The following is a 23,174-nucleotide window of genomic DNA, read 5'->3' as shown; positions in this document are numbered from 1 at the left end:
ATCGATCACGCAGGATTTTCCGGTTTCTTTCGAGCACAGGTAGTACTCGCTGGCACGCACGCCGGTGGACAGGGTTTTCTGGTCGTCGACGTCCACCAGTTTGTCCAGGCCCAGGGTGCCGTCGTCGTTGCGGAACCACCAGGGCAGGAAGCGCCCGTTGCTGGCGTCGATGCCGATAACCTGAGTGCCGACGTAGGCCGCATCGTTGTGATCCAGTGCGTCTTTCTCCCAGCCGATGTAGGTGCCAAGGATTTTCGGGTTCTTGACCACGTTTTCCTTGATCAGGCCGATCAGTTGCTCGCGGCTGAGGCTCAGGGCTGGCTTGCCGTCAGCGCCTGGTGTGCCGATCAGGGCATTGACCCGTACCAGTCCACCGGCAATCAGCAGCGGTGCTTCGAGTTCACGCTGGATCTGGCTGACCTGGGTTTGCGCCAGGGACGTCAGGCGTTGTTCGATGACTTGCTCGAATTGGGCCTGGGTCCGCTCCTGGATCATGTCTTGCGTGCGGGCGCCGGAAAACAGCGCATACACCACCAGCGCTGCCACGACACTAAGGACAATGGCGCCGGCAAGGGCCGCCACGGAAAACTGGATCGACTTGAATTTCATGGGGGCTCCGCACGCGAAAGGACGTCTGCGGAGGTGTATCGGCAGGGTATCGGGCGAGCATGAGCACGGGCTTTTGAAATGGTTGTTTTTGCGTGGCGCATGTCGCAAATGAATCAATGCGCGGCGTGATGGGCTGCGTCTCGCCGCGGAATGTGAATTTTTTCCTGCAGCGCTGAGAGCTTTGTCCGAATTGTGCGTCTTATGTCCGTTGTATCTGGCGTCGATACAATTCCACGCCTAGGATACGCGCATGTTTTCAGGGAGTTTTTCGATGAACAAGACATTGGCTTTGTGTGCGCTGAGCGCAGGCCTGCTGCTCGCCGGTTGCCAGTCGGTCAATACCACCAGTGGTGGCGCTGTCGGCGTTGAGCGCAAGCAGTACATGTTCAGCATGTTGTCTTCGCAAGAGGTCGACCAAATGTACGCCCAGTCCTATCAGAAGACAGTGGGCGAAGCGTCCAGCAAAGGTGTGCTGGACAAGTCCAGCAATGAAGCCCAGCGGGTTCAGGTGATTGCCGACCGGCTGATTGCCCAGACGCCGAACTTCCGCCCGGACGCGGCCCAGTGGAAGTGGGAAGTCAACCTGATCAAGAGCGATGAGCTCAACGCCAACTGCGGCCCTGGCGGCAAGATCATTTTCTACACCGGGTTGATCGACAAACTGCAACTGACCGATGATGAAATTGCCGCGGTCATGGGCCATGAAATCGCCCACGCCCTGCGCGAACACGGTCGTGAGGCCATGTCCAAGGCCTATGGGATCGAGATGGCCAAGCAGGGCGCCGGCGCCTTGTTGGGTCTGGGCCAGGACAGCCTGGCACTGGCGGACACGGTAGCCAACTACGGCATGACGTTGCCCAATAGTCGTGAAAACGAAAACGAAGCAGATTTGATCGGCCTTGAGCTGGCTGCACGCGCCGGCTACAACCCGAACGCCGCGATCAGCCTGTGGGGCAAGATGAGCAAGGCCAACGAAGGCGCGCCGCCGGAGTTCATGAGCACTCACCCGTCTTCCAGCAGCCGGACCGCTGCGTTGCAGGCGGCGATTCCGAAGGTGATGCCGCTGTACGAGCAGGCCAGGAAGTACTGATGTCTATGCGGTGAGGCCGCTATCGCCATCGCGAGCAAGCTCGCTCCCACATTGGTTTTGTGCTCGGCGCCGAACCCTGTGGGAGCGGGCTTGCCCGCTATGAACGATAACGCGGTCTTACTGACTTACCGCGTCAAACCCACCCACTGCTCTGCATCGCCTTGTACACCGCGACAATCGCCAGGACGAAGAACGCCGATGCCGCCAGTCGACGGATCAGGGTCAATGGCAGCTTGTCTGCGGCAAAGTTACCCGCCAGAACCACCGGTACGTTGGCAATCAGCATGCCGGCCGTGGTGCCGATGATCACCAGCCACAACTCCGGATATTGCGCAGCCAGCATCACGGTTGCGATCTGGGTCTTGTCGCCGATTTCCGCGAGGAAGAACGCAATCAGCGTGGTCAGGAACGGCCCGAACTTGCGGGCGGTGCTGGCTTCGTCGTCATCCATCTTGTCCGGCACCAGGGTCCACAGCGCGGTCGCGGTGAAACTCGCGGCGAGGATCCAGTGCAGCATCGTGTCCGAGAAGAAGCTGCCGACCCAGGCACCGATTGCACCAGCCGCAGCGTGGTTGGCCAGGGTCGCGGCGACGATACCGGCAATGATCGGCCAGGGCTTGCGGAAGCGGGCAGCAAGAATGAGCGCGAGCAGTTGCGTCTTGTCGCCGATTTCGGCCAAGGCAACGATTGCGGTAGGTACGAGTAGTGAATCCAGCATCAGGGGTTTTCCTAAGGGGCGGGTCGACACGGCTATGACACGTACAGCCTTCCCGCCCCGGGTAAGGTGTTCGTGTCATAGGTCTTGTCAAACCCTGCGATCCATCTGATGTGGATGCATGGGTCGCATGCGCCATGGTCTGAGGACCAAGTATGTTGACGCATGCCGGACGAGCGTGGCGCTCGTGGGAGACTACTCCCCTAGGACGGAGCGGATTCTGCCTAGGCAAAATCCATTCGGCAAGTCTTCTTTTTCAAAAAAGCCTTACCCGCGTTTGGCCCGGTAGATGCGAAAACCCTGGCCTTCGGCCTTGATCGTGCATGGGCCAAGATGCTCTTCGATCAACGGCTGGTACTTCAGGAAACTGTTCGCCACCAAGCGCAGTTCGCCGCCGTTTTTCAGATGTTTGGCTGCTTTTCGCAGCAAGTTCTCCGTTGCGAAATAGTCGGTGTGCACGCCGACATGGAACGGCGGGTTGCTCAGGATCGCACTCAAACCCATCGGTGCCGCATCGATTCCATCGCCGGTAATCACCTCGGCTTCCAGACCATTGGCCGCCAGTGTCAGACGACTGCTGGCGGCGGCAAAGGCGTCCACATCGAGCATCGTCACCTGATTGTGCGGGTAGCGACGTTTCACCGCCGCGCCCAAAACCCCAGCGCCGCAACCGAAATCGAGCAAGTGACCGCCGGGCAGTTTGTCCAGATGCTCCAGCAGCAGCGCGCTGCCGCGATCGAGTCGACCGTGGCTGAACACTCCCGGCAGGCTGATGACCTTCAACGGGCCTTCGGCCAGCGGCAGTTCGTAGGTCTGCGCCAGGCTTTCCAGCGGTTTGGCTTGTGGCGCATTGGCCACGGTGACCAGCCAGAGCTGGCAATGCCGCGCGCTATCGAGCTTGCGTGGCTTGCCGAACGGGTTGAGTTGTTTGGCGGCACCTTCGATGCCGCTTTTTTTCTCGCCCACCAGATACACCTCGCGACCTTCCAGCCGCGAGGCCACAGCGTTGAGGATATAGTCGGTCAGGTCCCTGGCCTTGGGCAAAAACACCACGGCGCTATCGAACCCGCGCTCAGGCGCATTCACGCCAAAATGGCTGCGCCCGGCAAAGCGGGCTTCCAGCGCGGCCTGATCGCCGGCGTGCCAGCACCAGCCATGAGCCTCGGGCAGACGGCCCAGCAAGTCGTCGGCAGGCAAACCGGCCAACAGTACCGAACCCTGGAATAACTCGGCCTGACGAAGCAGTACTTCACTGCGCGGATCCATAACTGCTCCCGTGAAAAAAAGTGCCGCAGTTTATCAACTGACGACCCGCAGCGCCTTACCGCTGAAGTATCCCAGTGCGTTTTCGGTCACTTGGCCAACGATTCGCTGGCGTGCCTCGCGGCTGCCCCAGGCGTTGTGCGGGGTGACGATCAGGCGCGGGATGTCGTGGGCCAGCAGCGGATTGCCATTGATGGGAGGCTCGACGCTCAGTACGTCAGTGGCGGCGCCGCCCAGATGCCCGTTGCGCAAGGTGTCGGCCAGCGCCTGTTCGTCGATCAGGCCACCGCGAGCGGTGTTGATCACGAACGCGCCGGGCTTCATTGAGGCCAGTTCTCGGGCGCCGATGAAATGCCGGGTGTGTTCGTTGAGCGGGCAGTGCAGGGTCAGGGCATCGACTTGCGGTAACAGTTCATCCAGTGGCAAGCGGTCCGGCCGGGCAGGGCGCCCGGGAATCTGCCCCAGCAGAACGCGCATGCCGAAGGCTTCAGCCAGGCGTGCGACTGCGCCGCCCAATTCGCCGTGGCCCAGCAGGCCAAGGGTTTTGCCTTCGAGTTCGACAATCGGATAGTCCAGCAAACAGAACTGTCTGGCCTGCTGCCAGCGGCCTGCGCCGACGGCTTTCTGATAATCGGCCAGGCGCGTGGCCAGGTTGAGCAGCAGCATGATCGTGTGCTGCGCCACCGATGGCGTACCGTAGCCCTGACAGTTGCACACGGTAATTCCGTGGGCGCGGGCGGCGGCGAGGTCGACGTTGTTGGTGCCGGTGGCGGTGATCAGGATCAGCTTGAGATCAGGGCTGGCGGCCATGGCGGCGGCATCGATCAGGATCTTGTTACTGATGGCGACGCTGGCGCCCTTGAGGTGTTCGATGACTTGATCGGGCAAGGTCTGGGCGAACAGCTGCAGTTCGCTGAAACAACTGCGCAGCGGGTCGAGATCAAGGTCGCCGAGGTCCAGGGACGGGTGGTCGAGGAAAACGGCGCGGCGAGTGTTCGTCATCAACTGTACCTTTTGTGCAATGAACTGAAGGCGTAACCTGCCGAGCCTACCAGATGGAATTAATAGTTACGCTTGGCCTGAAGGAGCCCCCATGTACTGGACAGAGTTCTTGACCGTTGCCCTGATTCACCTGCTGGCCGTGGCCAGTCCCGGCCCGGACTTCGCCGTGGTGGTGCGCGAGAGTGTTACCCACGGTCGCCGTGCGGGCACCTGGACCGCGCTGGGCGTGGGTTCTGCGATTTTCCTGCACGTGGGTTATTCCCTGTTGGGCATCGGCCTGATCGTGTCCCAGTCGATCGTGCTGTTCAATGCCTTGAAATGGGCCGCCGCCGCTTACCTGCTGTACATCGGTTACAAGGCGCTGCGCGCGCAACCGGCCAAGCCTGTGGCGGACGATCTGCACAAGGAAGCCGGGGAACGCACGGCCCGTGGAGCCTTCACCTCAGGTTTCGTCACCAATGGTCTCAACCCGAAAGCCACGCTGTTCTTCCTCTCGCTGTTCACCGTGGTGATCAACCCGCACACACCACTGGCCGTGCAGGCCGGTTACGGGGTTTACCTGGCGGCGGCGACAGCGACCTGGTTCTGTCTGGTGGCGATGTTGTTCAGCCAGCAGCGCGTACGTGCCGGTTTCGCACGCATGGGTCACTGGTTCGACCGGACCATGGGCGCAGTGCTGATTGCGATTGGCGTGAAGCTCGCCTTTACCGAGATGCATTGATTCCGTAAGTACGACAGGCAGCAAATCTCTGTAGGTGCTGGCGCAACGCCAGCATTTGCGGGCCCCTGCAAATCATTCCTTTGGCTGATTTGGCTGACGATCAAGGGCACTACAGTGCGTACTTTCAGTCACGTCCGTGCAGTCAGAAAAAGGGATTCTTATGTTGCAGACTCGCGTTATCCCCCCGGCCGAAGGTGCTTACCAGTATCCGCTGCTGATCAAGCGGCTACTGATGTCCGGTGCCCGTTATGAGAAGACCCGCGAGATCATCTACCGCGACAAGTTGCGCTACAGCTACCCGACCCTGATCGAGCGGGTGGCGCGTCTGGCCAATGTGCTGACGGCGGCCGGGGTCAAGCCCGGGGATGCCGTGGGTGTGATGGACTGGGACAGCCATCGTTACCTGGAATGCATGTTCGCCATTCCGATGATCGGTGCGGTGATCCACACCATCAACGTACGCCTGTCGCCGGAACAGATCCTCTACACCATGAACCACGCCGAGGACCGCTTTGTGCTGGTCAACAGCGAGTTCGTCGGCCTCTACAAGGCCATCGAAGGGCATCTGACCACAGTCGACAAAACCCTGCTGCTGACTGACCTGCCGGAAAAAACCGCTGACCTGCCGAATCTCGTCGGCGAATACGAGCAACTGCTGGCCGCGGCGAGCCCGCAGTACGACTTCGAGGATTTCGACGAAAACTCGGTCGCTACCACGTTCTATACCACCGGCACGACCGGCAATCCCAAGGGCGTTTATTTCACCCATCGGCAACTGGTGCTGCACACCATGGGCGTGTCGACCATCATGGGCGCAATCGATAGCGTGCGCCTGCTGGGCACCAACGACGTGTACATGCCGATCACCCCCATGTTCCATGTGCACGCCTGGGGCTTGCCGTATGTGGCGACCATGCTCGGACTCAAGCAGGTGTACCCCGGCCGCTATGACCCGGAGTATCTGGTGGAGTTGTGGCGCAAGGAAAAGGTCACGTTCTCCCATTGCGTACCGACCATTCTGCAGATGGTCCTCAATGCCAAGGCCGCGCAGAACGTCGACTTCGGCGGCTGGAAAATCGTCATCGGCGGCAGCGCCCTGAATCGCACGCTGTACGAGGCGGCCAAGGCCAAGGGCATTCAGTTGACGGCTGCGTACGGCATGTCGGAAACCGGGCCGCTGGTGTCGTGCGCGCACCTCAACGATGAATTGATGGCCGGCACTGAAGACGAACGCACCACCTACCGGATCAAGGCTGGCGTACCGGGACCACTGGTGGAGGCGGCGATCGTCGACACCGAGGGTAACTTCCTGCCCGCCGACGGCGAGACCCAGGGCGAGCTGGTGTTGCGCGCGCCGTGGCTGACTGAGGGGTATTTCAACGAGCCGCAGAAGGGCGCCGAACTCTGGGCCGGCGGCTGGCTGCACACCGGCGACGTGGCGACCCTGGACAGCATGGGCGTGATCGACATTCGTGACCGCATCAAGGACGTGATCAAGACCGGTGGCGAGTGGATTTCCTCCCTGGACCTTGAAGACCTGATCAGCCGCCATGCGGCGGTACGCGAAGTAGCAGTGGTGGGGATCCCTGATCCGCAATGGGGCGAGCGGCCCTTTGCCCTGGTGGTGCTCCGCGAGGGACACGTAATCGGGGCTCGGGAACTCAAGGAACACCTCAAGCCGTTTGTGGAGCTGGGGCACTTGAGCAAGTGGGCGATTCCGAACCAGATCGCCCTTGTTACTGAAATTCCCAAGACCAGCGTCGGTAAACTCGACAAGAAGCGCATTCGTGTCGACATCACCGAATGGCAAGCCACCAACAGCACCTTCCTCTCGACGCTTTAAGCGCCTCTCGGCGTGCCCGAAAGGGCACGCCAGCCCCACCAAGCAAGCGCTTGGCTTGTCAAATCGAAATTTTCAGCCATTCTTGCCGGGCCGACGGGTGTCGGACTGGCGAAAGGACTGTTCCAGAGTGGCCGGCAGCTGCAAATCACACTTTAGAGGGATCAAGCGTTACTACCTGCTGGCTATAGTCCGCTCAAGGATTTTTAAGAACGGGGCAACCGCACAAACGGGGGCGATGCAACTTTGGAATGACTTTGGGATGCCATGGCTCCCGGTTATCCACAGCGTTTTTAGAAGTGCTCACTGCCATAACAATAAAATGCACATGGAGTAGCGTCGATGACATCAGTTAACCAGTTCTGGCGCCGGGCGAAACTGCCCCTGGCGGTCAGTCTTGCCTCTACGCTCGCCGGGCCAGCATTCGGCGTCAGTTTCAACGTAGGTGAAATCGAAGGTCAGTTCGACTCATCCCTGTCGATTGGTGCCAGCTGGTCTACTCAGCAGCCGAACAAGAACCTCATCGGTGTCAACAACGGTGGCAAGGGTCTGTCCCAGACTTCTGATGACGGTCACCTGAACTTCAAGAGCGGGGAAACCTTCTCGAAGATCTTCAAGGGCATCCATGACCTTGAACTGAAATACGGCGATACCGGTGTTTTCGTCCGCGGCAAATACTGGTACGACTTTGAACTGAAAGACGAAAGCCGTCCGTTCAAGGACATCAGTGACGACGGCCGCAAGGAAGGCGCCAAGTCCGCTGGCACTCAACTCCTCGACGCCTTCGTCTACCACAACTACTCCATTGCCGATCAGCCAGGCTCCGTGCGCCTGGGCAAGCAGGTCGTGAGCTGGGGTGAAAGTACCTTCATTGGCGGTGGCATCAACTCGATCAACCCGATCGACGTGTCCGCGTTCCGTCGTCCGGGTGCCGAGATCAAGGAAGGCCTGATCCCGGTCAACATGTTCTACATCTCCCAGAGCCTGACCGAAAACCTCTCGGCCGAAGCCTTCTACCAACTGGAATGGGACCAGACCGTCGTCGACAACTGCGGCACGTTCTTCTCCCAGCCGGACATCGTTGCCGACGGCTGCGATAACAACCTGCGTGTGCTGAACAAGCGCTCGCAAATTCCGGCCATTGCCCTGGGGCCTTTGGCCGCCAACGGCGTCGACGTCAACGAAGAGGGTGTTCTGGTGCGTCGTGGCCCCGATCGTGATGCCCGTGACAGCGGTCAGTGGGGCGCGTCCTTCAAGTACATGTTCGATCCGCTGGACACCGAGTTCGGCGCCTACTTCATGAACTACCACAGCCGTGCGCCGATCTTCAGCGCCACCGGTGCACCACAGTCGGTCTACAACACGGCAGCGGGACTCCCGGGGCCGTTCGCCGCGCTGGCGCCATTGCTGGTGGCGGGTAATTCGCAGTACTTCATCGAATACCCGGAAGACATCCGCCTCTATGGTCTGAGCTTCTCCACCACCCTGCCTACCGGCACGGCGTGGAGTGGTGAAATCAGCTATCGTCCGAACGCTCCGGTGCAGCTCAACACCACCGACATCCTGTTCGCTGGTGTACGTCCCTTGGCCGGCCTGGGCAACGCGTCGCTGCTGTCCGCTGCACCGGGTACTGACCTGCACGGCTATCGTCGCAAGGAAGTCACCCAGTTCCAGACCACCCTGACGCACTTCTTTGACCAGGTCATGGGCGCCAGCCGTCTGACCCTGGTGGGCGAAGTGGGCGTGACCCATGTCGGCGGACTGGAAAGCTCCTCCGATGTCCGTTACGGCCGTGACCCGGTCTTCGGCCCGGGTGAATTGCCTGCTACCAACGGCCAGAATACCTGCGTGACGCTCAACGCCAGCACAATCCGCGGTGCCGGTCCGGGTACTCCGACCAACAACCTCAGCCGCAATTGCACCAACGAAGGCTTCACCACCCCGACTTCGTGGGGCTACCGCGGTCGCGCCATCTGGGAATACAACGACGTGTTTGCCGGTGTGAACCTCAAGCCGAACGTTGCCTGGTCCCATGACGTGAGCGGTTACTCGCCTGGCCCTGGCGGCAACTTCGAGGAAGGCCGCAAGGCGGTGAGCCTGGGTGTCGATGCCGAGTACCAGAACACCTACACCGCGAGCCTGGCGTACACCAACTTCTTCGACGGCAAGTACACCACCGTGGATGACCGCGACTTCGTTGCGCTCAGCCTCGGCGTGAACTTCTAAGCACTGCATTCTCAGGACGAACGCACATATGAAAATAACAAAGAGTCTGTTCCACGCCAGTGTTCTGGGGCTTTCGCTGCTGGCGACCAGCGTCATGGCAGCGGTTCCCCAGGCCGAGGCCGACAAGCTGGGCAAGAGCCTGACCCCGATGGGCGCCGAAATGGCGGGTAACGCCGACGGTTCGATCCCGGCCTGGAAACCGATGCCGAAGAATGCCGGCACCGCTGACAGCAAAGGCTTCCTGTCCGATCCGTACGCCAGTGAAAAGCCGCTGTTCACCATCACGGCGCAGAACGTCGATCAATACAAAGAGAAACTCGCCCCGGGCCAGTACGCGATGTTCAAGCGCTACCCGGAAACCTTCAAGATGCCGGTGTACCCGTCCCACCGCGGTGCCACCGTGCCGGATGACGTGTTTGCCGCCATCAAGAAGAACGCAACCAACACGGAACTGGTGTCCGGCGGTAACGGGCTGAAAAATTTTGAAACCGCGGTACCGTTCCCGATTCCGAAAACCGGTGTGGAAGTCATCTGGAACCACATCACCCGCTATCGCGGCGGCAGCGTGACCCGTCTGGTGACCCAGGCCACGCCACAGCCGAACGGTTCGTTCAGCCTGGTGTACTTCCAGGACCAGTTCGTTTTCCGCGACAAGATGAAGGATTACGACCCGAAAAACCCGGGCAACATCCTGTTCTACTTCAAGCAGAAAGTAACCGCGCCGGCACGTCTGGCCGGTGGTGTGCTGCTGGTGCACGAAACCCTCGATCAGGTAGCGGAACCACGCTCGGCGTGGGTCTACAACGCCGGCCAGCGTCGTGTGCGCCGTGCACCGCAAGTGTCCTATGACGGCCCGGGTACTGCAGCCGACGGCCTGCGTACTTCCGACAACCTGGACATGTACAACGGTGCACCGGACCGTTACGACTGGAAGCTCGAAGGCAAGAAAGAGATGTACATCGCCTCCGATGCCTACAAGCTCGATGATCCGAAGCTCAAGTACGCCGACATCATCAAGGCCGGCCACATCAACCAGGACCTGGCTCGTTACGAGTTGCGTCGTGTGTGGCATGTGGTTGCAACCCTGAAGGAAGGTCAGCGTCACATCTACGCCAAGCGTGACTTCTACATTGACGAAGACACCTGGCAAGCTGCGGTGATCGATCACTACGATGGTCGCGGTCAACTGTGGCGCGTCGCCGAAGCCCATGCCGAGAACTACTACGACAAGCAAGTGCCGTGGTATGCCCTCGAAGCCCTGTATGACCTGCAGTCGGGTCGTTACCTGGCGCTGGGCATGAAGAACGAAGAGAAGTCGGCCTATGACTTCGGCTTCACTGCCACCACCAGCGACTTCACCCCGGCAGCCCTGCGTCAGGATGGTGTTCGCTAAGGTGAACTGAGTAGCGACGCCCCCTCTGAAAACGCCCCGACTGGTTCGGGGCGTTTTTTTTTGCTTGTAGTCTTTTTGTAGCCATTTGTAGCAATTACCTTCATTCCCTATCCGATTACGGCTAGTCTGCGGACATCTGCAACGCCGCCACCCGCATTTCAAACAAGAGCCGGCTATGACTGATTTGTCTACACCCCCAGGTTCTGCTCACGTTGCCGTCGCGACTCTCGACGGGCGTTTCTACCGCCCGCCGTTGCCCGACGGCCATGTGCTGCGTCCACGTTTGTGCGAGCGGCTGAGTGCCGGGCTTGCGGGCAGGTTATTGCTGGTCAGCGCACCGGCAGGGTTCGGCAAGAGTTCGTTGGCGGTGGAATTTTGTCAGGGCTTGCCGGCGCACTGGCAAAGTCTCTGGTTGGGGTTGAGCCCGCGAGACAGTGACCCGGGGCGTTTTCTCGAGCGCCTGCTCGAAGGTCTTCAGGACTATTTCCCGCACTTGGGCAGGCAGTCCCTCGGGCTGTTGAAAATGCGCCAGCGTCATCAGCCGTTCGCGTTCGAAGAATGGCTGGACGGCCTGCTCGACGAGTTGGCCGTGCACCTGTCCACGGCGAAACCATTGCTGCTGGTGCTGGATGATTACCATCTGGCCCAGGGGCCGGTACTGGACCGTTGCCTGCAGTTTTTCCTCAATCATCTTCCCGATGGCTTGCTGGTGATGGTCACCAGTCGGCAACGTCCCGACTGGCACCTGGCACGGCTGCGGCTGTCGCGACAACTGCTTGAATTGCATGAACAGGATTTGCGCCTGACCCGTGACGAGGCCTTGAGCCTGCTCGACCGACACAGCAGTTCCTTGCGCGGTGAAGCACTGGAAAGCCTGATCCAGCGCAGTGAAGGCTGGGTCGCGGGGTTACGCTTCTGGCTGCTGGCTGCTTCGGAGGCGGGAACCGATGGAACGCTGCCGCAATCCTTGCACGGTGGGGAAGGGTTGATCCGTGATTATCTGCTTGAAGAAGTCATCGATTGCCTGCCCGCCGAGGTTCAGTCGTTCCTCTATGACACCGCACCCCAGGAACGCTTTTGCAGTGAACTGTGCGATGCCGTCCGCGATGCCCATGACAGCGCAGAGATCCTGCGCTTCCTGTCGGCTCACCAGGTGTTTCTGGTGCCGCTGGACGAACATGGTCACTGGTACCGCTACCACCACCTGTTTTCCGATCTGTTGCGCACGCGGCCGACTTCCCAGTCGATGGTCCCGGCCGCCAGCCTGCACCTGCGTGCCTGTCGCTGGTTCAATGCCCAGGGACTGCTCGATGAGGCTGTGGAGCAGGCCTTGCGTGCCGGTCACCTGGACGTCGCGGCGAACCTGGTGCAGAACCTCTCCGAAGAACAGCTGCTGGCCGAGCAGAATGTCGGCATGTTGTTGCGCTGGAAAATGGACTTGCCGGACAGCTTGCTGATCAGCACGCCGCGACTGATCGTGTTGTATAGCTGGGCGCTGGGGATGGCTTGCCAACTGGATGCCGCCGAAGAGCTGGCCAGCCATTTGAGCCGCTTCCTGCCGGCTCCGTCGGCCACTGCCCAGAAGTCCATGCTGGCTCAATGGCTGGCATTGAGTGGCATCATTGCCCGTGGGCGCGGCAACCGCGAACTGACGCTGCGGTACTGCCGCGAAGCGTTGGAAAGTCTTCCGTCCAAGCGTTACGGCCAACGCCTGATGTGCCTCTCGACCCTGTCCAACCTGGCCATTGCCGACGGTGATTTGTGGCGGGCACGGGGACTGAACCGCGAATCCCTGGAGCTGGCGCAACGGGTCGGCAACCCGTTGTTCGAAGCACTGGCGCATTACGACCGTGCCCGGGTGTTGCAAGCGCGCGGGGAAATCTGTCGGGCACTGGAAGAGGTCCGTCAGGGAATGCAGCGCCTGCAGAGCCTGTCAGCGCAGCGGCTGTATGCAGTTCGCGCCCGACTGACCTTGTACGAAGGCTTTTTGCTGGCCCTGCGCCTGCAGCCGCAATTGGCTCGGGTGCGATTGCAGGCCGGGTTGAGCGAGGCGCGCGCCTGTCGTGACATCAGCGTGCTTATCGGCCACTGCGTGATTGCCAGGCTGGAAGGCAGCAGCGGCGAGTTCGCCAAGGCCTTTGCCGAACTCGCCGAGGCGGAACGGCTGATGCACATCTGGGATGTGCCGCCGATCTACTACCTGGCGATGATCACCCTGGTCAAATGTGAACTCTGGCTGGCCCAGGGGCGCACCGATCTGGCCGAAGCCTGGCTGGCGCGTCTGGGCCAGACCTATAACGGCGAAAACGGGGCAGCACCACCAGAGTTCCACCCGCAATTGCCGCTGCATATCGAATTGCAACAAGCCTTGCTGGATGTCATCCAGGGCCAACCGATGCTGGCTGAAGGGCGTTTGAATGCGCTGCTTGAACATGGCCAGCAAAGCGGTCGGCAGATGCTCAGTGCCATGGCGCTGACCCAGAAAGTGGCGTTATTGCTGGGCAGCGGACGGGAACCGGAAGCACGCAAGGCACTGGCTCAGGCGCTGGACGTCGCCGGTGGCGGGGTGCTGCAACCCTTTGAGGGCTTGCTGGCCGAGTACCCGGACTGGCTGCGTGGGCAGCTTCAAAACTGCCCGCCAACCCCCGTTTCCCTGAGTCTCAGTGAAAAACTGCCGGCATCGGCTGCCCGTTCCGGACTGGAGTCCGGCGTGGCCGCGGAACAGCTCAGCACGCGGGAGCTTGCGGTATTGCGATTGATTGCCCAGGGCTGTTCTAACCAGGAAATCAGCGATCAGCTGTTTATCTCCCTGCACACGGTCAAGACCCACGCCAGTCACATCAACAGCAAGCTCGGGGTCGAGCGGCGTACACAGGCCGTGGCGCGGGCCAAGGAGTTGGGGGTGCTGGATTAAGGATTTTTCACGATACGGATCGCAGCCATTGGCTGGGTACTCATTTGTGCGAAAATCGCTCGTCCCCGTTTATCGAGCAGAGCCCGATGTCCCAACAACCCACACTCATCCGCGAAACCTTCCCCGTCGGCCCGTTGCAGTGCAACTGCACGATCATCGGCGATCCGGTGACGAAAAAGGCCATCGTTGTCGATCCGGGTGGCAATCATGAATTGATCCTGGCGCGTCTCGATGCCCTGGGGCTGAAAGTGGTCAGCATCATTCACACCCATGCCCACCTCGATCATTTCCTTGCTTCCGGTCAACTCAAAGAGAAAACCGGCGCTACGCTGCATCTGCACAAGGAAGACCAGTTTCTGTGGGACAACCTGGAAATGCAGTGCCAGATGTTCGGTGTGCCTTATACCCCGGTGCCCTCACCGGATCGCTGGCTGGCCGATGATGAAGAGCTGGCCTGCGGCTGCGGCGTGGCACTGCACACGCCGGGTCATACACCGGGCTCCATGAGCTTCTGGTTTTCCGAGGCCAAGCTGCTGATTGCCGGCGACACGCTGTTTCGTCGCGGAGTCGGGCGCACGGACTTGTGGGGTGGCGACCAGGCGACCATAGTGCGTTCGATCAAGCAGCGGCTGTACACCCTCGACGAAGAGGCGACAGTGGTGGCCGGGCATGGTCCGGACACCCGTCTGGGCGATGAAATGCGCGAAAACCCGTTTGTACGGGCCTGATTTGTAACGAGCGGAATTTTTAATCCAGGAAGTGATCCAACGCCCGCAAAGGCTGATGCCTTGGTCCGTTGCACCACAGAATGCAAAAAAGTAGGAGCTTTACATGTTCACCACGCGTCGTTTGATTATTGTCGCTACAGCTGTGGCCGTTTTGTCCGGTTGTGCCACGCCTAACCCTTACGGCGGTCAGGGCCAGGCTCAGGGCCAGGCGGATAGCGGCTCCGAAGGCATGAGCAAGACCGCGAAATACGGTGGCCTCGGCGCGCTGGCCGGTGCGCTGGCCGGTGCTGCCATCAACCACGATAACCGTGGCAAGGGTGCGCTGATCGGTGCTGCAGTGGTCGGCGCTTCCGCCGCCGGTTACGGCTACTACGCCGACCAGCAAGAGAAAAAGCTGCGCGCCAGCATGGCCAACACCGGTGTTGAAGTGCAGCGCCAGGGCGACCAGATCAAGCTGATCATGCCGGGCAACATCACGTTCGCTACCGATTCGGCGAACATTGCTTCCGGTTTCTATCAGCCGCTGAATAACCTGGCGGGCTCGCTGAAAGAGTTCAACCAGAACCAGATCGAAATCGTCGGCTATACCGACAGCACCGGCAGCCGCCAGCACAACATGGACCTGTCCCAGCGTCGTGCACAAAGTGTGGCAACCTACCTGACCTCGCAAGGTGTCAGCGGGACCAACCTGAGCGCTCGCGGCGCAGGTCCCGATAGCCCGATTGCCAGCAACGGCGACGCCAATGGCCGGGCGCAGAACCGCCGTGTAGAGGTCAATCTCAAGGCGATTCCGGGTCAGGAATATGGTGCTCAGCAGTAAGGTCAGGTTCAGCAGTATCCTTGATCGTCTGATTGAACCCCAGGCGTAGAAAAGCCCGCCCGATCCTCTACAGATCGGGCGGGCTTTTTTTTGTCGTCAGTTCCGGCCCCATCGCGAGCAGGCTCGCTCCCACAGGGGATCTCCTTTGGTCGTAGAGGTTTGTCCGCTGAAAGTTAATTGCGGGAGCGAGCCTGCTCGCGAATAGACCAGTACAGGCAACGAAGAACGCAGAAACAAAAAGCCCCCGGACAATCACGTGTCCGGGGGCTTTTTGCCATGCGCGAAAGCTGATTACTTCTTCAGGCCATAATGCTCATCGAGCATGCCCGGCGCGTTCGGGGCTTTTGGTGCGTAGTCGCGAGGCGGTTCCTGATTGCGCGGCGGCGTCAGGCGTTCCCGTGGAGCCTGCGCCGCATCGGCGTGCAGGGAGGCCAGCAGGCGTTGGCGAGTCTGTTCGTCCAGGGCCAGGCGGTTGGCACCCTCGGCGAGATGGTCCTGCACTTCCTGATAGCTCGCAGTCAGTTTCTTGACCAGCGTTGCAGTGCTGTTGAAGTGGGTCACCACTTCGTTCTGATAACTGTCGAAACGTTCCTGAATGTCGTCCAGCTGACGTTGCGTGCTGCTAGGCGCGGCATTCGGCGCAAGGCGAGCGATCAGAAACCCAATGGCGACACCCACAACCAGGGCAAGAGTCGGTAACAACCAAACTAAGAGCGAGTGTTCCACGAGTCCTTCCTCTATAAACGGCTTTGCTTTACGTTAACGGCTCGAACCTGCGCTGTATACCGCGATTCACTCGCAATAGACAGCCACAGACAATTTGCTAGACGAGTCGACCCGATTCGAGGTCACGGAGTTCCTTCCTTGCTGATGCGCGAAACCCCTGTAGTGATAGATGGCCCGGTGGGTCAACTGGAAAGTCTGTATCTGGACAATGAACAGCCGCGCGGTGTTGCGCTGATCTGCCACCCGAACCCGGTGCAGGGCGGCACCATGCTCAACAAGGTTGTCTCGACCCTGCAGCGCACGGCACGTGATGCCGGTCTGATTACGCTGCGTTTCAATTACCGAGGCGTCGGTGCCAGCGAGGGTGTCCACGACATGGGCACCGGTGAGGTCGATGATGCCCAGGCCGTCGCCGCATGGCTGCGGGAAAAACACCCGGATTTGCCGCTGACCCTGTTCGGTTTTTCCTTCGGCGGTTTTGTTGCAGCAAGTCTCGGCGGGCGCCTCGAGGCCAAGGGTGAGCCGCTCAAGCACCTGTTCATGGTCGCACCGGCGGTCATGCGCCTCGGCGATCAGGATCAGTTGCCGCAACACGGCGAACTGACCTTGATCCAGCCGGAAATCGACGAAGTGATCGATCCACAAGTCGTTTATGAATGGTCCGACAAGCTCGAACGCCCCCATGAGCTGCTGAAAGTGGCAGAATGCGGACACTTTTTTCATGGCAAGCTGACCGATCTCAAGGATCTGATCCTGCCGCGTCTCTCGAATTGATTGCAGTCTGACAAGCGATTACCCATGACGACTCGTACCCGTATCCTCACCGGCATCACCACCACCGGCACGCCGCACCTGGGCAACTACGCTGGCGCCATCCGCCCGGCGATCCTTGCCAGCCGTGACAGCAATGCCGATTCGTTCTACTTCCTGGCCGACTACCACGCCCTGATCAAGTGCGATGACCCGCTGCGCATCCAGCGCTCGCGTCTGGAAATCGCCGCGACCTGGCTGGCCGGTGGCCTGGATGTCGATCGCGTGACCTTCTACCGTCAGTCCGACATCCCGGAAATCCCCGAATTGACCTGGCTGCTGACCTGCGTCGCCGCCAAGGGCCTGCTCAATCGCGCCCACGCCTACAAGGCTTCGGTGGACAAGAACGTCGAGACCGGCGAAGACCCGGATGCCGGTATCACCATGGGCCTGTACAGCTACCCGGTGCTGATGGCGGCGGACATCCTGATGTTCAACGCACACAAGGTGCCGGTCGGTCGTGACCAGATCCAGCACGTGGAAATGGCACGGGACATCGGCCAGCGTTTCAACCACCTGTTTGGCCAGGGCAAGGAGTTCTTCACCATGCCCGAGGCGCTGATCGAAGAGAGCGTCGCCACGTTGCCGGGCCTGGATGGCCGCAAGATGTCGAAGAGCTACGACAACACCATTCCGCTGTTCAGCAGCGCCAAAGAGATGAAGGACGCGATTTCGCGGATCGTCACCGACTCCCGCGCGCCGGGCGAAGCCAAGGATCCGGACAATTCGCACCTGTTCACCCTGTTCCAGGCGTTCGCCACCCCGGCGCAGGCCGATGAGTTCCGTAGCGAACTGCTGCAGGGCCTGGGTTGGGGTGAGGCGAAGAATCGTCTGTTCCAGCTGCTGGATGCCGAACTGGGTGAATCCCGCGAGCGCTACAACCAGCTGATCGAGCGTCCGGCGGATCTGGAAGACATCCTGCAACACGGCGCGAAAAAGGCCCGTGCGGTAGCGACGCCGTTCCTCAACGAACTGCGTGAAGCGGTGGGCCTGCGCTCCTTCGTAGCCCAGACTCAAGTGGCAGCGACCACCAAAAAGAAAGCCGTGAAAGCCGCACGTTTTGTCAGCTTCCGCGAGGATGACGGCAGCTTCCGCTTCCGTCTGCTGGCGGCCGATGGCGAACAACTGCTGCTGTCGCGCAACTTCGCCGACGGTAAAACCGCCGGTCAGGTGACCAAGCAATTGCAAGCGGGCCAGGCATTGGACGTGCGCAGTGACGAGCTGGGCTTCAGCGTCTGGCTCGAAGGCCAGTGCGTTGCCGACAGCCCGGCCTTCGTCGACAGCGCCGCGCGCGATGCGGCTATCGAAGCTCTGCGCATTGCCCTGACACCGGTTCAGGAATAAACAACGGTTCGGCCTGACCAAGGGCCGATTGCCATTCCTGCGGGCCGTCGCTACAGTGTCGGCCCGTTTTTGTTGCCTTGCTAACGAATTATGACGCCCCTAGAACGATATCAAGCTGATCTGAAACGCCCGGAATTCTTTCATGACGCCGCGCAGGAAACTGCCGTGCGCCATTTGCAGCGCCTGTACGACGACCTGGTCGCGGCCGAGCAAAACAAGCCGGGCCTGCTGGGCAAGTTGTTTGGCAAGAAGGATCAGGCCCCGGTCAAGGGCTTGTATTTCTGGGGCGGCGTAGGTCGCGGCAAGACTTACCTGGTGGACACCTTCTTCGAAGCACTGCCCTTCAAGGAAAAGTCCCGTACGCACTTCCACCGCTTCATGAAGCGCGTGCACGAAGAGATGAAAACCCTGGGCGGCGAGAAAAACCCGCTGACCATCATCGCCAAGCGCTTTGCCACCGAAGCCCGGGTGATCTGCTTCGATGAGTTCTTCGTCTCCGACATCACCGACGCCATGATCCTGGGCACCTTGATGGAAGAGCTGTTCAAGAACGGCGTGACCCTGGTCGCGACTTCGAACATCGTGCCGGACGGCCTGTACAAGGACGGTCTGCAACGCGCGCGCTTCCTGCCGGCCATTGCGCTGATCAAGCAGAACACCGAGATCGTCAACGTCGACAGCGGCGTCGACTATCGTCTGCGTCACCTCGAGCAAGCCGAGCTGTTCCACTATCCACTCGACGAAGCCGCCAACGAAAGCCTGCGCAAAAGCTTCCGGGCGCTGACACCGGAATGCACGGCAGCGGTCGAAAATGACGTGCTGATGATCGAAAACCGTGAGATTCGTGCCCTGCGCACCTGCGATGACGTGGCCTGGTTCAACTTCCGTGAACTGTGCGACGGCCCGCGCAGCCAGAACGACTACATCGAGCTGGGCAAGATCTTCCACGCTGTGCTGCTCAGCGATGTCGAGCAGATGAGCGTCACCACCGACGACATCGCCCGCCGCTTCATCAACATGGTCGACGAGTTCTACGATCGCAACGTGAAGCTGATCATTTCTGCCGAAGTCGAGCTCAAGGATCTGTACACCGGCGGTCGCCTGAACTTCGAGTTCCAGCGGACCCTGAGTCGTCTGCTGGAAATGCAGTCCCACGAATTCCTGTCCCGGGCGCACAAGCCTTAAGACGATTCAAAAAATGAAAAAGGGCCTGCAGATGCAGGCCCTTTTTTATGCGCCGAAGAACCCTGAAATTCACCACAATCCCCTGTGGGAGCGAGCCTGCTCGCGAAAGCGGTATGTCGGTCACCTCATTGCTGCTTGTGCCGACGCCATCGCGAGCAGGCTCGCTCCCACATTGGGTTTGTGTTGGGCCTGAGTCTACGCAGCCTGCTGGAACTGCTGCCGATACTGGTTCGGCGACAACTCCGTGTGCTGGCGGAACAGTCTTGCGAAGAAACTCGCATCGTCGTAACCGACTTCGTAACTGATGGTCTTGATGCTCTTGCGGCTGCCGGACAGCAAGCCCTTGGCAGTTTCGATGCGCAGGCGTTGCAGGTAATGCAGCGGCTTGTCGCCGGTGGCGGTCTGGAAGCGGCGCATGAAGTTGCGGATGCTCATGCCGTGTTCGCGGGCAACGTCTTCGAAGCGGAACTTGTCGGCGAAATGTTCTTCGAGCCAGTGCTGGATCTGCAGGATGATCACGTCCTGGTGCAGCTTCTGGCCGCCAAAACCGATGCGTCCAGGCGCGTAGCTGCGTTGCACCTCATACAGAATGTCCCGCGCAACGGCCTGGGACACGTTGGCACCGCAGAAGCGCTCGATCAGGTAAATGTACAAATCGCACGCCGAGGTGGTGCCGCCGGCACAGTAGAGGTTGTCGGCGTCGGTCAGGTGCTTGTCCTGATTGAGCTGAACCTGGGGGAAGCGTTCGGCGAAGGCATTGAAGAAGCGCCAGTAGGTGGTCGCTTCCTTGCCGTTGAGCAGCCCGGCTTCGGCCAGCCAGAAAACACCGGTGGCCTCGCCGCACAGCACGGCACCGCGCGCATGTTGCTGGCGTAGCCAGGGCAGGACTTGCGGGTAACGTTTGCAGAGGCTTTCGAAATCGTCCCAGAACGCGGGAAGAACGATGATGTCGGCGTTTTCCAGCCCGCCATCCACCGGAATCAAGACATCGCTGAAGGTGTTGACCGGTTTGCCATCGGGGCTGACCAGGCGGGTTTCGAACGCCGGTGTCAGGCCCTGGCCCAGCTGTTTACCGTAGCGCAGGCTGGCGAGGTGGAAGAAATCCTTGGCTTGCATGAGGGTGGAAGCGAAAACCCGGTCGATGGCCAGGATGCTGACGCGCCGCAGGGGCGTGGAGGCTTGGTTAGACATAATTCAACTTTATTTTTATAGGGGGAAGTGGTCACCAGACGGCTGGATCGTCTTATTTTTTGTCGGATGTGTCCAGTGTCCTGTATCGGAAGCGAGGCATAGTCTCTGAAGGCCAACTCCTTCTAAAAACAGAGAAAAGGTGCCGCATGATCCCCAGAACCTTGTTCAGTCCCGAGCACGAGCTTTTCCGCGACAGTGTGCGAACGTTCCTCGAAAAAGAGGCGGTGCCGTTCCATGGGCAATGGGAAAAACAAGGCTATATCGACCGACAGCTGTGGAACAAGGCAGGGGAGGCGGGGATGCTCTGCTCGCACCTGCCGGAAGAATACGGCGGTCTGGGGGCGGACTTTCTCTACAGTGCGGTGGTGATCGAAGAGGTAGGGCGACTAGGCCTGACCGGCATCGGTTTTTCCCTGCACTCCGACATCGTGGCGCCCTACATCCTGCATTACGGCAGTGAAGCGCTGAAGCACAAGTACCTGCCGAAACTGGTGTCCGGCGAGATGGTTACCGCGATTGCCATGACCGAGCCGGGCGCCGGTTCCGATCTGCAGGGCGTGAAAACCACGGCCGTGCTCGATGGCGATGAGTACGTGATCAACGGCTCCAAGACCTTCATCACCAACGGTTACCTGGCCGATCTGGTGATCGTCGTCGCCAAGACCGATCCGAAGGCGGGCGCGAAGGGCACCAGCCTGTTTCTGGTGGAAGCCGACACACCGGGCTTCGACAAGGGCAAGCGCCTGGAAAAGGTCGGGATGAAGGCCCAGGACACCTCGGAACTGTTTTTCCAGGACGTGCGTGTACCCAAGGAAAACCTGCTGGGCCAGGCCGGGATGGGCTTTGCCTACCTGATGCAGGAGCTGCCCCAGGAGCGCCTTACCGTGGCCGTTGGCGGGCTGGCATCAGCTGAGGCGGCGCTGCAATGGACGCTGGACTACACCCGCGAGCGCAAGGCGTTCGGCAAGTCGATCGCGGATTTCCAGAATACCCGGTTCAAACTCGCGGAGATGGCCACGGAAATCCAGATCGGCCGCGTCTTCGTCGACCGCTGCCTGGAGCTCCACCTGCAAGGCAAGCTCGACGTGCCGACGGCGGCGATGGCCAAGTACTGGGGTACTGATCTGCAATGCAAGGTGCTCGATGAGTGCGTGCAATTGCACGGTGGTTACGGGTTCATGTGGGAGTACCCGATTGCCCGGGCATGGGCGGATGCGCGGGTGCAGCGGATCTATGCCGGGACGAACGAGATCATGAAGGAGATCATTGCCAGATCATTGTAGGAGCGAGCTTGCTCGCGATGGTCGTCAACGATAACGTTGAAAACCTGACACCCAACGGTGTGCTCAGGTTTTTCGCGAGCAAGCTCGCTCCTACAAGTGGGGGCTATGGCGCAGGATTCGGATGATCCTTGTGAATCGCCTCGATCCCTTCCAGCACTTCCTCCGACAGTTTCAGATCGAAACTGGCAATGTTGCTCTCCAGTTGTTCCAGGGTCGTGGCGCCAATGATATTGCTGGTCACGAACGGCTGCTGCGTCACGAACGCCAGGGCCATTTGCGCCGGGTCCAAACCGTGCTCGCGAGCCAGCGCCACATAACGGCTGCAGGCTGCTTCCGACTGCGGGTTGAAATAGCGGCTGAAGCGGCTGTAGAGGCTCAGGCGACCTTTTGGCGGACGGGCGCCACCTTCGTACTTGCCTGACAGGAAACCGAACGCCAGCGGCGAATAGGCGAGCAGGCCGCATTGCTCGCGGATGGCGATTTCCGCCAGGCCGACTTCAAAGCTGCGGTTGAGCAGGTTGTACGGGTTCTGGATCGACACGGCACGCGGCCAGCCTCGGGCTTCAGCCAGGGCGAGAAAGCGCATGGTGCCCCACGGCGTCTCGTTGGACAGGCCGATGTGGCGGATCTTGCCGGCCCGGACCTGCTCGTCCAGCGCTTCGAGGGTGTCCTCCAGCGGGGTCAGGTTGGCTTCGATCTTGTGCTTGTAGCCGAGCTGGCCGAAGAAATTGGTGCTGCGCTCGGGCCAGTGCAGCTGGTACAGGTCGATGTAGTCGGTCTGCAGGCGCTTGAGGCTGGCATCCACGGCTTCGGTGATGTGCTGTCGGTTGTGCCGAAGGTTTTTGTCACGGATATAGTCGATGGTGTTGCCCGGGCCGGCGATCTTGCTGGCCAGGATCCAGTCCGCACGATCGCCGCGGCTTTTGAAGTAATTGCCGATATAGCGTTCGGTGGTGGCGTAGGTTTCGGCCTTGGGGGGCACCGGGTACATTTCGGCGGTGTCGATGAAATTGATCCCGGCGTTCTTGGCCCGCTCAATCTGGGCGAAGGCGTCTGCTTCGCTGTTTTGCTCGCCCCAGGTCATGGTTCCGAGGCAGATGGCGCTCACGTTCAGGTTCGTTCGGCCTAGCTGGCGATAGTCCATCGGGTGCTCCTTGGGCAAAACAATCATAAAAGCAGGTTGAAATATTTTTCGCAATCTGCATAATTGCGCACCTCTTTCTGCAGTGGAAGTGATGCGCCGCCGCCGAAGAATCTTGCCGTTGAACGGACGCGCCGACCCGAGCCCCCGAAAGCGTCTGTATCCGGCTGCCT

General features: G+C 60.3%; 18 protein-coding genes and 1 riboswitch. Of the genes, 12 read left to right on the top strand and 6 right to left on the bottom strand.

Annotation, left to right across the window (positions count from 1 at the left end; all coding sequences use genetic code 11):
* Positions 1-880 precede the first annotated feature (880 nt).
* Entirely contained in the window at positions 881-1,699 is an 819-nt protein-coding gene (locus tag ACEN8E_RS24855; protein WP_495590247.1) for a M48 family metallopeptidase, read from the top strand.
* A 133-nt stretch (positions 1,700-1,832) separates the two neighbouring features.
* Here ACEN8E_RS24855 and ACEN8E_RS24850 read toward each other — a convergent pair whose 3' ends face one another.
* The 3 genes from ACEN8E_RS24850 to ACEN8E_RS24840 form a co-directional block, all read right to left on the bottom strand.
* On the bottom strand, positions 1,833-2,417 hold the full coding sequence (locus tag ACEN8E_RS24850) for a TMEM165/GDT1 family protein (protein ID WP_495590246.1): 585 nt from the start codon (positions 2,415-2,417) through the stop codon (positions 1,833-1,835).
* A gap of 89 nt (positions 2,418-2,506) precedes the next feature.
* Positions 2,507-2,631: riboswitch (yybP-ykoY riboswitch) on the bottom strand.
* A 50-nt stretch (positions 2,632-2,681) separates the two neighbouring features.
* A complete protein-coding gene (locus tag ACEN8E_RS24845) occupies positions 2,682-3,680 on the bottom strand; it encodes a methyltransferase (RefSeq protein WP_495590245.1) in 999 nt (332 codons plus the stop codon).
* Between the two features lie 33 nt (positions 3,681-3,713).
* On the bottom strand, positions 3,714-4,679 hold the full coding sequence (locus ACEN8E_RS24840; protein WP_495590244.1) for a 2-hydroxyacid dehydrogenase: 966 nt from the start codon (positions 4,677-4,679) through the stop codon (positions 3,714-3,716).
* A gap of 91 nt (positions 4,680-4,770) precedes the next feature.
* Between ACEN8E_RS24840 and ACEN8E_RS24835 the strand changes: the two genes are divergently transcribed.
* The 7 genes from ACEN8E_RS24835 (at position 4,771) to ACEN8E_RS24805 (ending at position 15,321) form a co-directional block, all read left to right on the top strand.
* Positions 4,771-5,400 carry a LysE family translocator gene (locus ACEN8E_RS24835; RefSeq protein ID WP_429365866.1) on the top strand — a complete coding sequence of 210 codons (630 nt, stop codon included), beginning with the start codon at positions 4,771-4,773 and terminating at the stop codon, positions 5,398-5,400.
* 160 nt (positions 5,401-5,560) lie between these two features.
* Positions 5,561-7,243, top strand: coding sequence for a fatty acid--CoA ligase (locus ACEN8E_RS24830; RefSeq protein ID WP_495590243.1), 1,683 nt, complete (start codon positions 5,561-5,563; stop codon positions 7,241-7,243).
* Positions 7,244-7,582: 339 nt separating this feature from the next.
* A complete protein-coding gene (locus tag ACEN8E_RS24825) occupies positions 7,583-9,466 on the top strand; it encodes a DUF1302 domain-containing protein (protein WP_495590242.1) in 1,884 nt (627 codons plus the stop codon).
* 28 nt (positions 9,467-9,494) lie between these two features.
* The gene (locus ACEN8E_RS24820) at positions 9,495-10,859 is read left to right on the top strand and encodes a DUF1329 domain-containing protein (RefSeq protein WP_495590241.1); all 1,365 of its coding nucleotides are present in this window, start codon (positions 9,495-9,497) and stop codon (positions 10,857-10,859) included.
* A 175-nt stretch (positions 10,860-11,034) separates the two neighbouring features.
* Positions 11,035-13,773 carry a winged helix-turn-helix domain-containing protein gene (locus ACEN8E_RS24815; protein ID WP_495590240.1) on the top strand — a complete coding sequence of 913 codons (2,739 nt, stop codon included), beginning with the start codon at positions 11,035-11,037 and terminating at the stop codon, positions 13,771-13,773.
* Positions 13,774-13,859: 86 nt separating this feature from the next.
* A complete protein-coding gene (locus ACEN8E_RS24810) occupies positions 13,860-14,501 on the top strand; it encodes an MBL fold metallo-hydrolase (RefSeq protein ID WP_008016675.1) in 642 nt (213 codons plus the stop codon).
* Positions 14,502-14,604: 103 nt separating this feature from the next.
* On the top strand, positions 14,605-15,321 hold the full coding sequence (locus ACEN8E_RS24805) for a YiaD family glycine zipper/OmpA-like lipoprotein (RefSeq protein ID WP_495590239.1): 717 nt from the start codon (positions 14,605-14,607) through the stop codon (positions 15,319-15,321).
* 291 nt (positions 15,322-15,612) lie between these two features.
* Here the strand turns inward: ACEN8E_RS24805 and ACEN8E_RS24800 are convergent, their stop codons facing one another.
* Complete coding sequence (locus ACEN8E_RS24800) at positions 15,613-16,047, bottom strand: Z-ring associated ZapG family protein (protein WP_008016678.1); 435 nt, start codon at positions 16,045-16,047, stop codon at positions 15,613-15,615.
* A gap of 144 nt (positions 16,048-16,191) precedes the next feature.
* On the opposite strand from ACEN8E_RS24800, the gene ACEN8E_RS24795 reads away from it, so the two are divergent.
* The 3 genes from ACEN8E_RS24795 (at position 16,192) to zapE (ending at position 19,386) form a co-directional block, all read left to right on the top strand.
* Positions 16,192-16,821 carry an alpha/beta hydrolase gene (locus ACEN8E_RS24795; protein WP_495593392.1) on the top strand — a complete coding sequence of 210 codons (630 nt, stop codon included), beginning with the start codon at positions 16,192-16,194 and terminating at the stop codon, positions 16,819-16,821.
* A gap of 24 nt (positions 16,822-16,845) precedes the next feature.
* A complete protein-coding gene (locus ACEN8E_RS24790; RefSeq protein ID WP_495590238.1) occupies positions 16,846-18,201 on the top strand; it encodes a tryptophan--tRNA ligase in 1,356 nt (451 codons plus the stop codon).
* A 90-nt stretch (positions 18,202-18,291) separates the two neighbouring features.
* Positions 18,292-19,386: a cell division protein ZapE gene (zapE, locus tag ACEN8E_RS24785; RefSeq protein WP_413427774.1), complete on the top strand. Its 1,095-nt coding sequence runs from the start codon at positions 18,292-18,294 to the stop codon at positions 19,384-19,386.
* A gap of 195 nt (positions 19,387-19,581) precedes the next feature.
* On the opposite strand, the gene ACEN8E_RS24780 is transcribed toward zapE, so the two are convergent.
* Complete coding sequence (locus ACEN8E_RS24780) at positions 19,582-20,502, bottom strand: GlxA family transcriptional regulator (RefSeq protein WP_223461246.1); 921 nt, start codon at positions 20,500-20,502, stop codon at positions 19,582-19,584.
* A 221-nt stretch (positions 20,503-20,723) separates the two neighbouring features.
* Here ACEN8E_RS24780 and ACEN8E_RS24775 point away from each other — a divergent pair, with 221 nt between their 5' ends.
* On the top strand, positions 20,724-21,860 hold the full coding sequence (locus tag ACEN8E_RS24775) for an acyl-CoA dehydrogenase family protein (RefSeq protein WP_495590237.1): 1,137 nt from the start codon (positions 20,724-20,726) through the stop codon (positions 21,858-21,860).
* Positions 21,861-21,963: 103 nt separating this feature from the next.
* On the opposite strand, the gene ACEN8E_RS24770 is transcribed toward ACEN8E_RS24775, so the two are convergent.
* Complete coding sequence (locus ACEN8E_RS24770) at positions 21,964-23,004, bottom strand: NADP(H)-dependent aldo-keto reductase (RefSeq protein ID WP_495590236.1); 1,041 nt, start codon at positions 23,002-23,004, stop codon at positions 21,964-21,966.
* Positions 23,005-23,174 lie beyond the last annotated feature (170 nt).

Source organism: Pseudomonas sp. Pseusp9, from assembly GCF_059491265.1.
Note: the sequence above shows the minus strand (reverse complement) of the source record. Positions and strands in the feature narration are given on the sequence as shown.